The following is a 13144-nucleotide window of genomic DNA, read 5'->3' as shown; positions in this document are numbered from 1 at the left end:
CATGCCGGTGCCGTACCACCTCAACCTCGTCGACGGCGAGTGGGTCGACGGCGAACGGCGACCGAACGCCAACCCCGCGCGCCCCGGCGAGATCGTCAGCGAGTACGCCCGGGCCGACCGGGACACGGCCCGGGCCGCGATCGACGCCGCCCGCCGGGCCCAGCCCGGCTGGGCCCGCCAGCCCGTCGGGTACCGGATGGAGATCCTGGACCGCATCGGCAGCACCATCCTGAGCCGGACCGAGGAACTCGCGGTCCTGCTCGCGCGGGAGGAGGGCAAGCTGCTCGGCGAGGCGCGCGGGGAGGTCACCCGGGCCGGTCAGACCTTCCGGTACTACGCCCACCAACTGCTGCAACCGCAGGGCGAGGTCTACTCCTCCACCCGGCCACGGGTGCAGGCCGAGGTGCGACGCCGGCCGCTGGGCGTGGTCGGGGTCATCACCCCGTGGAACTATCCGCTGGCGATCCCGGCGTGGAAGGTCGCACCGGCGCTCGCCTACGGCAACGCGGTCGTGCTGAAACCGGCCGAGCTGGTCACCGCCTCGGCCGGGGAACTCGCCCGGATCATCGCCGGGTCCGGCGTGCCGCCCGGCGTCTTCAACCTCGTCATGGGCTCCGGCCGCGAGGTCGGCGAGGAGCTGCTGACCTCGTCCGGGATCGACGGCATCTCCTTCACCGGCGGCACCGGGACCGGCACCCACGTGGCCCGGCAGTGCATCGCCCACGGCAACAAGCGGTTCCAACTGGAGATGGGCGGCAAGAACCCGCTCGTGGTCCTCGACGACGCGGACCTGGACGTCGCGGTGCGCTGCGCCCTGGACGGCAGTTTCTTCAGCAGCGGCCAGCGGTGCACCGCGTCGAGCCGGTTGATCGTGCAGGCCGGCATCCACGACCGGTTCGTCGAGGCACTGGCCGCGGCGGCCGACGCGCTGCGGGTCGGCGACCCGCTCGACCCGCGCAGCGACCTCGGCCCGGTGGTCAGCCCCGACCAGTTGGCGCAGAACCTCGACTACGTCCGGATCGGCCGGGACGAGGGGGCGACCGTGGTGGCCGGCGGGGCGCACCGCGCCGACGAGGGGCAGTTCATGCGACCCACCCTCTTCGCCGGCGCGCGCAACGACATGCGACTGGCCCGGGAGGAGATCTTCGGTCCGGTGTCCTGCGTGATCCGGGTCGACGACCTCGACGAGGCGATCGGCGTGGCCGGCGACACCCCGTACGGCCTGTCCGCCGGAATCGTGACCACGTCGCTGTCGGCGGCCGAACGGTTCAAGCAGGAGGCGCGGGCCGGCATCGTGACGGTCAACCTGCCCACCGCCGGAACCGAGCTGCACCTTCCCTTCGGCGGCACCGGTGCCTCCAACCACGGTCCCCGGGAGCAGGGCGGCTACGCCCGCGACTTCTACTGCGTACCGGTGACCTGCTACACCGGCTGGTGAGGACCCCCATGACACCCAGAATCCTGCTCACCGAGCCGATCGCGGCGGCCGGCCTGGACCTGCTGCGCGCGGTGGGGGACGTGCACCTCGCCCACGTCACCGACCCGGTGGCACTGGCCGCCGGGCCACTCGCCACCGCGGACGCCCTCGTGGTGCGCTCCTCCCCGGTGACGGCCGGCATGCTTGAATCCGCCCGACGGCTCCGGGTCGTCGGCCGGCACGGCGCCGGGCTGGACGGCATCGACCTGGTCGCCGCCGAGCGCCTGGGTGTCCCGGTGGTCAGCACGCCGGGTGCCAACGCCGAGTCGGTGGCCGAGTTCGTCGTCCTGGCCGCCCTCACGCTCGCCCGACAGCTGCCGGCGGCCGTGACGTCGCTGGCGCGGGGGGACTTCCCGACCGGCCGTTCGCTGCCGGGCGCGGTCGTCGCGGCCGGGCTGACCGGGACCATGCTGGCCGGGCGCACCCTCGGCCTGGTGGGGCTCGGCGCGATCGGCCGGGGAGTCGCGGTCCGCGCGCGGGCGCTGGGCATGACCGTGCTCGGGTACGACGTCGCGGTCACCGCGCCACCGGAGGGCGTCCGCCTCGTCGGCCTTACCGACCTGTTGCGCGAGGCCGACGTGGTGAGCCTGCACGTGCCCCAGACCGCGCAGACGACCGGGCTGGTCGGCGCCGCCGCGCTCGCCGGGATGCGACCGGACGCCATCCTGGTCAACACGGCGCGGGCCGGGGTCGTGGACCACCCGGCCGTGCTCGCCGCGCTCGACTCCGGGCGGCTGCGGGGCTACGCGGTGGACGTCTTCGCACCCGAACCCCCGGACCCCGACGACCCGCTGCTGCACCACCCCCGGGTCCTCGCCACCCCGCACATGGCGGCGATGACCCACGACGCGTTGGACGCGATGGCCGTCGCCGTGGCGCGTGGCGTGATCGCCCACCTGCAAGCCCCGGAAGGAAACGAACCGTGACCCTGACCGTCCCCGCGTCCGCGCTCGAGTACTTCGGCGTCGACGCGCTCGTCGACGACGACACCCGGGAACTCCAGGCCGCCGTGCGCGACTTCGTCGACCGGCGGATCCGTCCCCAGATCGCCGCCTGGTACGAGGAGGGCCACCTGCCCGCCCGGGACCTCGCCCGGGAACTCGGGCGGCTCGGCGTGCTCGGCATGCACCTCGAAGGCTACGGCTGCGCCGGCACCTCCGCCGTCGCGTACGGCCTGGCCTGCTTCGAGCTGGAGGCGGGCGACTCGGGACTGCGCTCCCTGGTCTCGGTGCAGGGGTCACTCGCCATGTACGCCATCTGGCGGTTCGGCTCGGAGGAGCAGAAGCAGCAGTGGCTGCCCCGGATGGCGGCGGGCGAGGCGATCGGCTGTTTCGGGCTGACCGAACCGGACTTCGGCTCCGACCCGGCCGGCATGCGGACCCGGGCCCGTCGCGACGGGAGCGACTGGGTGCTCAACGGCACCAAGATGTGGATCACCAACGGGTCCATCGCGGACGTCGCGGTCGTCTGGGCCCGTACCGACGAGGGCATCCGTGGCTTCCTCGTCCCCGCCGGCACCCCCGGCTTCACCGCCCCGGAGATCACCCGCAAGCTCTCCCTCCGCGCCTCGGTGACCTCGGAACTCGTCCTCGACGACGTGCGGCTGCCCGCCGACGCGATGCTGCCCGAGGCCGCCGGCCTGTCCGGACCGCTGTCCTGCCTCAACGAGGCCCGCTTCGGCATCGTCTTCGGGGCGCTCGGCGCGGCCCACGACTGCCTGGAGACGACGGTCGCGTACGCCCGCAGCCGGCAGATCTTCGACCGGCCGCTCGCCGCGTACCAGGCCACCCAGCTCAAGCTCGCCGACATGGCGTTGGAGCTGGGCAAGGGGATGCTGCTGGCGATGCAGATCGGGTCGTTGAAGGACGCCGGCACGCTCGACCACCGGCAGGTCAGCCTCGGCAAGCTCAACAGCGTGCGGGAGGCCATCGCCATCGCCCGCGACTGCCGGGCCATCCTCGGCGCGGCCGGGATCACCCTCGACTACCCGATCATGCGGCACGCGGCGAACCTCGAATCCGTGCTCACCTACGAGGGCACCTCCGAGGTGCACCAGCTGATCGTCGGGCAGGTGCTGACCGGTCACGCCGCCTTCCGCTGAGGCCGCCGGGTGACGGAACGGCCCACCGGGGCGAGCCGGTGGGCCGTCGGGTGAGGTGACGCGTCCCGCCCGGAGCCGGGGCTCCGGGCGGGTGCGGACGCCCGATCAGACGATCTTCATCTGGGCCATCATGCCCATCGCGCTGTGGTCGACCATGTGGCAGTGGTACGGGTAGACGCCGCGCCAGGTGTCGAACGTGGCCTGGAGCCGGACCGGCTGGCCGGGCCAGACGACCACGGTGTCCTTCAAGCCGGACTCGGTGGGGTCGGGCGGACCGTCGCCCCGGCCGAGCACCCGGAACTGCACCAGGTGCATGTGGAAGTTGTGCGGCATGAAGACGTTGCCGTTCGTCACCGTCCACTCCTCGGTGCTGCCCCAGGCGATGGTGGTGTCGATCCGGGCCGGGTCGAAGACCTTCCCGTCGATGTACGCCTGGTGTCCGGTGCCGAACTCGTCCATGCGCAGCTCGACGGTGCGCCGTACGGTCGGCGTCGGCAGCGGCGGCAGGGTACGCAGCTTCTGCGGCACCGAGCTGCGGTCCCGCCCCCGCGCCGGTACGACGTCGAAGCGCATCACCGAGCCGACCTGCTCGAACGGGCCCGGCCCCATGAGGTTGTGCAGCACCACCGACGTGCCCGGCTGGTAGCGCGAGAAGTCGACCACGATCTCCACCCGTTCGCCGGGGGAGAGCAGCACGTACGGCACGGTGACCGGCGCCTCCAGCAGGCCGCCGTCGGAACCGATCACCGTCATCTCCCCGGCGTCGGCGAGCTGGAGCAGGAAGAACCGCAGGTTGCTGGAGTTGACCAGGCGGAACCGGTAGCGGCGGGCCTGTACCTCGAAGCGCGGCCAGGGCCGGCCGTTGACCAGGAGGGTGGTCCGGTTGTCGGCGTCGTCCATGTTCCAGACCAGTTGCGCGTCGGCGTCCAGGTGCGCGTCGCGCAGCACCAGCGGCACGTCGAACTGGCCCCGGGGCAGCGGCAATGCCGCCTCGGTGCGGTCGCTGAGCAGATAGAGGCTGGCCAGACCCCGGTAGAGGTGCTCGGCCTCCATGTGGTGGGTGTGGTCGTGCATCCAGAGCGTGGCGTGCGGCTGCTGGTTGGGGTACGTGTAGACCCGCTCCCCACCGGGCGGGATCGTGGCGGTGCCGGAGCCGTCGTCACCCGGCGCGGTGGCGCCACCGTGCAGGTGCACCGCCGTCGGCATGCCCAGCCGGTTGCGCTGCCGTACCACCACGCGCCGCCCCGAGGTGGCCCGGATCGTCGGGCCCGGCAGGTCACCGTTGTACGTGTACACCTCGGTGCGGGTGCCCGGCAGGATCTCCAACCGCCGCCGGTGCATGGTGACCGAGTAGTAGTCGGTGGTGGCGGTCCGCAGCACCGGCCGCAGGGTCTGCGGGACGGTCAACGGGACGGTGAACGGGGTCAGGGTGCCGCCCGCCAACCTCACCGGGACCGGGGGCGCCGCCGCGGCGGGGGCCGCACCGGACCGTTCGACGAGGCTGGCCAGGCCACCGGTGGCGCCGATGACGCCGGACGCCGCAGTGAGGCGCAGCAGTTGACGACGAGTGGACACGGTTGTCCTTTCCTAGGAGCCTCGCGGTGGGTTGCGGCCAACCGACGGCCCGTGGACGGGGGCAGTTGTCCCAGGTCTCGATGATGTCGGAGATCGCGCCGCACGGTGACCCCTGAATTGACCCCCCTGAGACCGGACAACTCCCATGAATTCACTGCTGGACGAGGGTGGGCCGGCCGGGGTGCGGTCGAGACCGGGGCGTCCCGGAGGTGGCTCCGTACGGCCCGCGACGCCACCGGCGCGCAGGGCTACCATCCACACCCGACGGTCCTCGCGGTCGGTGTGCCCCCTCGGGCGGCGCGGAACGGGTGCGAAGGACACATGTTCGTTCCGACCGAGGAGAACCCGTGACCGACCCGCAGCCCGGCCCCGACCCCACCGTCACGTCCGGCCCCGACCACGCCGCCGTGCCGCCGCAGCCGGCCGGCCCCGACCAGGCTGCCGTACCGCCGCAGCCGGCCGGCCCCGACCACGCCGCCGTGCCGCCGCAGGCCACGGGCCCGGCGGTGCCGTCCGGCTTCGTCCCGGCCGATGGTGCGGCCTCGTTCGGCGAGCCCGCCCCCGGTCCGCTCGCCGCCTACCGGGTGCCGCTCGTCGCGGCGGGCGCGGTGCTGGGCCTGCTCCTGGCGGTGGTCGCCGGCACCGGCATCTACCAGGCCGTCAAGGAGGACTCGGGCATCACTGCCTGCAAGGCGATGGCGGCCGGCGGCGAGGGCGAGAATCCGGTCGACGACGGGGACGACGAGCTGAGCGAGGCCGAGTACAAGGAACTGCGGGAGCAGTTCGCCGACTCCGACCACGAGAAGATCCGGGAGCACGGGACGGCCCTGGTCGACATCGTGTGGGAGGTGTCGAAGATGGAGGGCGACGAGGCGGCCGGAGCGCTGGCGTACATCGGCCCGATGAGCACGCACATGGCCGGCCTGAAGACGGCGTGCGCCAACGAGGGCATCCAGGTGAACCTGAGCGGCGACTGATGCGCAGCCGACCGTCGTCCGGTGACCCGAAAACCGGTTCGCCGCCAACGGATCGTCGTTGGTAATGTCCCGCCCGGCTGAAGGGAAGATCGGCATGGCGAAGCTCAACCAGATCATCGCGGTCACCAAGGGCGTGAAGGCCCAGACCACCCGGGAGTTCACCGAGGCACACCGCAACGTCCAGAAGGCGCCGCTGCTGTCCGGCATCTCCCGTAGCTACCAGCCGAAGGACGAGGAGGGCGAGCAGCTTCCGCCGGAGTCGACCCGGGTGCAGGTGTCGGCCACCGACGTGATCGCCGAGGTGGCGACGTCGCTGACCCGGCTCTTCGACCTGGTCCTCACCCAGGACGTCGCGAACACCCGGGCGAAGGCCGACGTGGTGGTGGACGGCCGGACGATCCTCGCCGACGTGCCGGTCACCTACCTGCTCTTCCTGGAGAAGCAGCTCGTCGAGCTGTACTCCTTCGTCGACAAGCTGCCCGTGCTGGACCCGGCCGAGAGCTGGACGTTCAACGACGCCGCCGGGGCGTACGCCTCGGACCCGGTGAAGACGGTGCGCAGCCGCAAGGTGATGCGCAACCACGTCAAGGCCGAGGCGACCGAGAAGCACCCGGCCCAGGTCGAGGTGTACACCGAGGACGTGCCGGTCGGCTACTGGACCACCGTGAAGCTCTCCGGCGCCCTGCCCGCCACCCGGGTCAAGGAACTGCGGGAGCGGGTGGCGAAGCTCCAGCAGGCGGTCAAGTTCGCCCGGGAACAGGCCAACATGACCGAGGTGGAGGACGTGAAGGTCGGCGAGCGGGTGTTCGGCTACCTGTTCGGGTAGCCTTTCAGACTCCCTCCGTGGGAGCGCGGAGGGACGCGCGACAAGCGCGAAGAAGCTGAGACTGAAGGTCAGACTGAGCTGGACGTGTTCAGTGCAGGTTCGAGTCCTGCCCCCGGCACCCGGGCCGGGGTAGCCCAACTGGTAGAGGCGACCGTCGAATGAATCTCAGACTCTCGCTCCAGACTCAGCATTACCGCCGATCGTCGGATGGAGCAGCCGTGGAAAGGGTTCGTGGAGTGTAGGTTCGAATCCTACCCGCGCCTCTCTTCGTGGCGCGGTAGCCCAATGGTAGAGGCGACGACTTTCAAACTGACCCACGGCTTTAAACGCGTCCGGCGTGTGAAATGGGCGGAAACCTGGAACCCCCGGCTTGGGTAGGCCGGGGGTTCCGCTGTTTCCGCCTCTTGTGCCGCTCGGTTTCACCTGCGGAAGCGCCGGCTCAAGACCGACACGTTGAAGAACGCGGCGGGCACGGTCACCCTCGGTTCCGTCACCTACGGGTACGACGCCAACGGCAACGAGACCTCGAAGGTCACCACCGGCTTCGCCGGGTCGGCGTCGAACACCTACACCTACGACCTGGCTGACCGGCTGAAATCGTGGACCAGCGGCTCGACCACCACCACGTACGCCTACGACGACTCCGGGAACCGTACGCAGAACGGCTCGAAGACCTTCACCTACGACGCCCGTAACCAACTGCTGACGCAGAACAACGGCACGTCGTACGTCTACACCCCGCGCGGCACGTTGAAGCAGACCCTGTCCGGGTCGGTGACCTACACCACGCAGACCGACGCGTTCGGCCAGGTGCTGTCGCAGCAGAACAGCGGCGGGACCACCAGCACCTACTCGTACGACGCGCTGGGCAGGGCGATCAAGTCGGGCTTCACGTACACCGGCCTCGGTAACGACCTGGCCGGCGACGGCACCGCGACCTACACCCGCGGTCCGTCGGGCGAGCTGTTCGGCGTGGGTACGGGCAGCGGCGCCGGCTCGGCGTACGCCTGGACCGACCAGCACACCGACCTGGTCGGGCTCTTCTCCGCGACCGGCAGCGCCCTGTCCGGGTCGACCACCTACGATCCGCTGGGTACGGTGCTGAACACCTCGGGCATGGTCGGCAACCTCGGCTACCAGTCGGAGTGGACCGACGGGCTCAGTGACCGGGTCAACATGCTGACCCGGTGGTACAACACCGAGACCGGCCAGTTCGGCACAAGGGACAGCGCCGACGTCAGCCCGGTGCCGGACTCGATCGCGGCGAACCGTTTTCAGTACGGGACGGCAACCCGCTGACGACGGTCGACCCCACCGGTCACTGGGGTTGGTCGAATTTCAAGAGCGGGGTCAAGAGCACGTTCAAGGCGGCCACCAACCCGGTGTCGACGTTCCGGGCGGCGGCGAACTCCGTCTCGTCGACGTTCAAGTACGCCTCGTCCGGCCGGGCGTGGAGCAATCTCAAGGCGGGGGCGAAGAAGTTCACCAACAAGGCCTCGAAGGCCTGGAACAAGGTGAAGAACACCACCGTCCGATGGGCGAAGAAGATGGTCAACACGGTCAGGGACGCGTACCACTCGACGAAGAAGTGCCTGTCGAGTGGGGTAGGGAAGTGCGTCAAACAGACCGCGAAGAATGCGGTCAAGAAGGCCGTCGACAGTGCGAAGTCAACAGTCGAGGCGATAAAAAAGGACCCGTGGAAGTTCGTGGCCACCGCGGCGGCGGCTCTGGTGGCCACGGTGGCGGTCGGCGCGCTGTGCGCTACCGGGGTGGGTTGTCTGATCCTTGCTGGTGCGGTGGCCGGGGCCCTGTCGGCCGGTACGGGGTACATGGTCGACGTCGCCCAGGGCGAGGAGAAGTTCTCCTGGAGCAACCTGGCCGGGACGATGATCGAGGGCGGCCTCGACGGCGCGCTCTCGGGTGGGCTCGGTCGACTCGGTGGCGGCGGGTTGAAGTACGCCGGTGCGGCTGCGAGCCGGTTGCCGAGCCTGGCGAGTCGTCTGTCGGGGGCGGGCAAGACCGCTGGTGGTAGCACTCCGGTGAGGGCTGCCGGTGGTGGGGCTGCTGCTCGTTCGGGTGGTGGTTCGTCGGGTTCGGGTCCGGCGCCCGAGGGCCGCCGTTCGGATGCCCAGTCGGGTGCAGGTTGTAGCACGGTTGCGGGGCAACGGCACAGCTTCGATCCGTCGACACGGGTGTTGATGGCTGACGGCAGTGCCAAGCCGATCGAGGATCTGCAGCTGGGTGACGAGGTTGCGGCGACTGATCCGGTGACGGGTGAGCGGGCGGCGAAGCCGGTCACGTTCCTGCACGTCAACCAGGACCAGGACCTGACCGACGTCACGGTGCGGGACAGTGAGACCGGTAAGTCGACGGTGCTGAAGACGACGCAGCACCACCCGTTCTGGGACGCCACCGACCGGCAGTGGGTGGACGCCGGGCAGCTGAAGCCGGGTCACCGGCTGCTGGTGCACGACGACAAGCGCCTGGAGGGCGATGGCACCGGTGCCGGTGTCGGGGGCGGCGGTCCTCCTGGACGGCAGGTCACCGTTGTTGCGGTTCGTAACTTCGCTGGTGACGAGCGGATGCACGACCTCACCGTCGCCGACATCCACACGTACTATGTGATCGCTGGCAACGACTCGGTCCTCGTCCACAACTGCACGAGCGACCCGATCCTGCCCCGGAAGGTCTTCCGCAAGGGCGAGAATGGTGCAGATAATTCGAAGCAGGCGGAGGTTCCGGAGGGCTCATGGCAGTCAGATGGAGTAAATCTCACCGACGGTGAGCACGCTTTCGTCTTTTTGCGGGACGGTTCCGTCCGATCCATGCCCTACGCCCAGCTCGAGACCTACGGCAAATACGGTGCCGGGCATAGTAGCCTTGCGCAGGAGCAGCCGGTGTTCATGGCAGGAAATTTCGAGGTCGAGGGTGGCCGGATCACGCACTACAACAATGGTTCGGGTCACTATTGGCCCAACAATTTCGAGGGCTATATGCCAGTTCGGGATGTGGCCTACGAGGCCCTGACTACCAACGGCTATCCCGTGGCTCCAAATGCGACGTGGCGTGACTGGAGAATGGGGAAGCCGCGAAGTTAGCCAGTCGATCGGCGGTTGTGTCTGGCCATGCAGCGGTATGTGGCAGGGTAGCGTACGGCAGATCAGTGATCTGCTGGACCTGGCTTGGGAGGTCGCATGGAGGTCGAGGTTCTGCTGCGCCGGCTGACGGATCGACGTGGCTGGAAGGCGGTGGCCGTAGCCAGAGATGCAGGTGACGACGTCGCGGCACCAGAGACTCTGCGGCGTCTTGCTCCGGCATTGGGCTGGCACACGGCCGATTTGTTCGCGCTGGTCGGACACGACCTGCCCGCAGATCTTGCCCCCACGGATCCCAAGGCCGATCCGGGCCGGATGGCTTGGGACTACGTCGCTGTGCCCCCGGCCCGGCCGATCCTGCTCGCTGCAGCTCGAGCCATGCCTCAGCAGCCACTGGTGGGGCCACTACCCCCGCCGCTTCGCCCCTTCCCTAAGGACAAGGCGCGGGCGATTATCGGCCGGCTGCTGCATTACCGAAACCTGAAGGGCACCTCCGCCGCTCAGCTGCTGCTCTACTCGGGCGGCCCGTACCTGTCGAGCTCCACGGTCAACCAGATTGCCATCGAAGGCAAGATGCTCGCTCCGCAACTCGTCAGCGGGTTTGCGCACTTTCTCGGCATACCTGTAGGTGACCTTGCAGTACTGTGCGACGTCGATATGACCGAGGATGTCCCTGCACCTGCGTACTCCGACGGTCTCGCCGAACTGATGTGGGAAGGGCGGCGGCTGACCTGCCAACAGATTCGAGAGTTGCTTGCGCTGGGCCACGATCTGCGCCACCGCTTCGACGCCGAACTTGACGAGGGCGTCCGTTGCCGGTGCGGCCGGACTCAGTAACCCGAAGGCAGTTGGCGAAATGGGCTTACTTGTTGCTGCAAGTGAGGCATGCGTTGTCGCAGCACCGGCCGCGGCACGGACAAGGCTCATCGATCATCGCTCCATGGGACATCAAGTGCTGCTCCTTGATCAGGAGTTACACCGTTCGTCTTGCAGTCCCTGGTAGAGGCGACGCCTTCCAAACTGACCTACGGCTTTAAGCGCGTCCGGCGTGCGAGCTGGGCGGAAACCTGGAACCCCGGCTTGGGTAGGCCGGGGGTTCCGCTATTGCACCAGGCGGCGTTCCCAGGCCCAGGCGGCGATCTCCACCCGGTTGCGGGTGTTCAGCTTCGTCTGCACGCTGCCCAGGTGGGTCTTCACCGTGCCGACGGTGATGAAGAGGCGGGCGGCGATCTCGGCGTTCGTCGCGCCCCGCGCGACCAGCTTCACCACCTCCAACTCCCGGGGGGAGAGGCCCATCTCGCCGGGGCGCGGCGCGGTCGGCGGGTTGAGGTGCTGGAGCAGCCGTACCGTGATCGACGGGCTGATCAGGGCGTCCCCGGAGACGGCGGCGCGCAGCGCCTCGACCAGCAGTGCCGGGCCGGAGTCCTTCAGCAGGAAGCCGCACGCGCCGTTGCGCAGCGCCTGGTGCACGTACTCGTCGAGGTCGAAGGTGGTCACCACGACCACCCGGACCGGGTCGGTGACGCCGGGGCCGGCGAGCAGCCGCAGCGCCTCCAGCCCGTCCATCCGGGGCATCCGGATGTCCAGCAGGGCGACGTCCGGCCGGAGGCGACGGGCCAGCTCGACCGCCTGGACGCCGTCGGCCGCCTCGCCGACCAGCGTCATGTCCGGCTGCGCGTCGATGATCATGCCGAAGCCGGTGCGGACCATGGCCTGGTCGTCGGCGACCAACACCCTGATCACCGGCCGCGCCCCCCGTGCAGCGGCAGCGCCATGTCGACCACCCATCCTCCGTCCACACCCGGTCCGGCGCTCAGGCGACCGCCGAGCGCGCCCGCCCGCTCGGTGAGGCCGACCAGGCCGAACCCGGGTCGCTCCCGGGTCCGCCCGGCGCGCGGCCCGCGCCCGTCGTCGCTGATCCGCACCAGCAGCCAGTCCGGGGTACGGGTGACGCGTACGTCCACCCGCCGGGCCCCGGTGGCGTGCTGCCGGACGTTGGTCAGCGCCTCCATCACCACCCGGTACGCCGAGGATGTCACCTCCACCGCCAGGTCATCGAGGTGCCCCTCGGTGTGCAGGTGCGCCTCGACCGGCCCGGCGGCAGCGAAGTTCTCCACCAGGTCCGGCAGTTCGGCCAGCCCGGCCAGCGGCGCGAGAGGCGCGTCGGGTGCGGCGTCGTGTCCGCGCAGGACCCCCACCATCCGGCGCATGGCGGTCATGGTCTCCGCGCCGGCCCGTTCGATCTGCTCCAGCGCGGCCACCGCCCGTTGCGGGTCCCGCTCGGCGACGTACCGGGCCCCCTGCGCCTGCACCACGATCCCGGTGACGTGGTGGGCGATGAAGTCGTGCAGGTCGCGGGCGAACTCGGCGCGCTGCTCCGCGCGTACCGTGTCGAGCTGTCGCCCCCGGGCGGTGGCCGCCATCCGGAAGTACATGCCGGCGGCGGCGCTGCCCGCCGCGAGCAGCGCGTAGCCCATCCCGACGACCTGTAACGCGCTCTCCGTGCCGACCCGCATCGGCAGCACCGACACGGCCAGCCCGCTCGCGGCGACCAGCACCAGCGCCGGCCCCGGAGCGGCCCACCGGGCCACCACGAAGACGACGCCGAGCAGCCCGACCGACTCGGCCAGGCCCCAGGAGATCGACATGCCGCGCGGGCCCCCGTCGGCCAGCAGCCCGGCATCCTGCGTCAGGACGAACCGCCCGATCGTGGTGGCGAGCGACCCGGCCACCAGCACCGCGGCGGCCACCGGCAGCAGCCGCGACCCCTGCCGGTGCGCGGGCAACCACACCGCTGCGGCGCCCACCGCGAGGGCGACGTGCCAGAGGGCGACCAGCAGGCCGACGTCGCCGCTGAGCACGAAGACGCCGCCCAGGGCGACGTCGACGATGCCCAGCAGCGCCATGCCGGTCAGCGCCACCGCCTGCCCGGCCCGGCGTCCCCAGGCGTCCAGTCGCTCCATCATCGTGACCCACGGTAGCCGCGCCCCGGGCGGTGACGGATCTGCCGAAAGGTGGACCCCGCACCGCCGGGCCCTGACCGTGGACCGATGTGCGACCGGGGGGCCGACCGCGACGCTGGGCGAACACGTT

Annotated in this window: 11 protein-coding genes; 8 read left to right on the top strand and 3 right to left on the bottom strand. The window is 70.3% G+C overall.

What is annotated here, in order from left to right:
- Position 1 precedes the first annotated feature (1 nt).
- The 3 genes from IGA62_RS05055 to IGA62_RS05045 are packed head-to-tail and all read left to right on the top strand — an operon-like array spanning position 2 to position 3578.
- A complete protein-coding gene (locus IGA62_RS05055; RefSeq protein ID WP_145821786.1) occupies positions 2-1438 on the top strand; it encodes an aldehyde dehydrogenase family protein in 1437 nt (478 codons plus the stop codon).
- 8 nt (positions 1439-1446) lie between these two features.
- Complete coding sequence (locus IGA62_RS05050; protein WP_145816031.1) at positions 1447-2403, top strand: NAD(P)-dependent oxidoreductase; 957 nt, start codon at positions 1447-1449, stop codon at positions 2401-2403.
- Entirely contained in the window at positions 2400-3578 is a 1179-nt protein-coding gene (locus IGA62_RS05045; protein ID WP_145816032.1) for an acyl-CoA dehydrogenase family protein, read from the top strand. Before IGA62_RS05050 ends, IGA62_RS05045 begins: the two co-directional genes overlap by 4 nt.
- A gap of 105 nt (positions 3579-3683) precedes the next feature.
- On the opposite strand, the gene IGA62_RS05040 is transcribed toward IGA62_RS05045, so the two are convergent.
- Positions 3684-5153 (bottom strand): multicopper oxidase family protein, encoded by a 1470-nt coding sequence (locus tag IGA62_RS05040; protein WP_145816033.1) that lies wholly within the window; start codon positions 5151-5153, stop codon positions 3684-3686.
- 347 nt (positions 5154-5500) lie between these two features.
- On the opposite strand from IGA62_RS05040, the gene IGA62_RS05035 reads away from it, so the two are divergent.
- The 5 genes from IGA62_RS05035 (at position 5501) to IGA62_RS05015 (ending at position 10888) form a co-directional block, all read left to right on the top strand.
- Complete coding sequence (locus IGA62_RS05035; protein ID WP_145816034.1) at positions 5501-6130, top strand: hypothetical protein; 630 nt, start codon at positions 5501-5503, stop codon at positions 6128-6130.
- Between the two features lie 94 nt (positions 6131-6224).
- Entirely contained in the window at positions 6225-6956 is a 732-nt protein-coding gene (locus tag IGA62_RS05030) for a DUF7873 family protein (protein WP_145816035.1), read from the top strand.
- Between the two features lie 453 nt (positions 6957-7409).
- Positions 7410-8255, top strand: coding sequence for a hypothetical protein (locus tag IGA62_RS05025; RefSeq protein ID WP_186499740.1), 846 nt, complete (start codon positions 7410-7412; stop codon positions 8253-8255).
- Positions 8144-10054, top strand: a complete 1911-nt coding sequence (locus tag IGA62_RS05020) for a polymorphic toxin-type HINT domain-containing protein (protein ID WP_232624879.1) — start codon at positions 8144-8146, stop codon at positions 10052-10054. The genes IGA62_RS05025 and IGA62_RS05020 overlap by 112 nt, the downstream gene beginning before the upstream one ends.
- A gap of 96 nt (positions 10055-10150) precedes the next feature.
- The gene (locus IGA62_RS05015) at positions 10151-10888 is read left to right on the top strand and encodes a hypothetical protein (protein WP_145816037.1); all 738 of its coding nucleotides are present in this window, start codon (positions 10151-10153) and stop codon (positions 10886-10888) included.
- 264 nt (positions 10889-11152) lie between these two features.
- Here the strand turns inward: IGA62_RS05015 and IGA62_RS05010 are convergent, their stop codons facing one another.
- Together IGA62_RS05010 and IGA62_RS05005 are read right to left on the bottom strand one after the other, a co-directional pair.
- Positions 11153-11794, bottom strand: coding sequence for a response regulator (locus tag IGA62_RS05010; RefSeq protein WP_145816038.1), 642 nt, complete (start codon positions 11792-11794; stop codon positions 11153-11155).
- Positions 11791-13017, bottom strand: a complete 1227-nt coding sequence (locus IGA62_RS05005; protein WP_232624878.1) for a sensor histidine kinase — start codon at positions 13015-13017, stop codon at positions 11791-11793. The genes IGA62_RS05010 and IGA62_RS05005 overlap by 4 nt, the downstream gene beginning before the upstream one ends.
- Positions 13018-13144 lie beyond the last annotated feature (127 nt).

It is taken from the genome of Micromonospora sagamiensis (assembly GCF_014680085.1).
Classification (GTDB): domain Bacteria; phylum Actinomycetota; class Actinomycetes; order Mycobacteriales; family Micromonosporaceae; genus Micromonospora; species Micromonospora inyonensis.
This window is presented reverse-complemented; position numbering and strand designations above follow the sequence as displayed.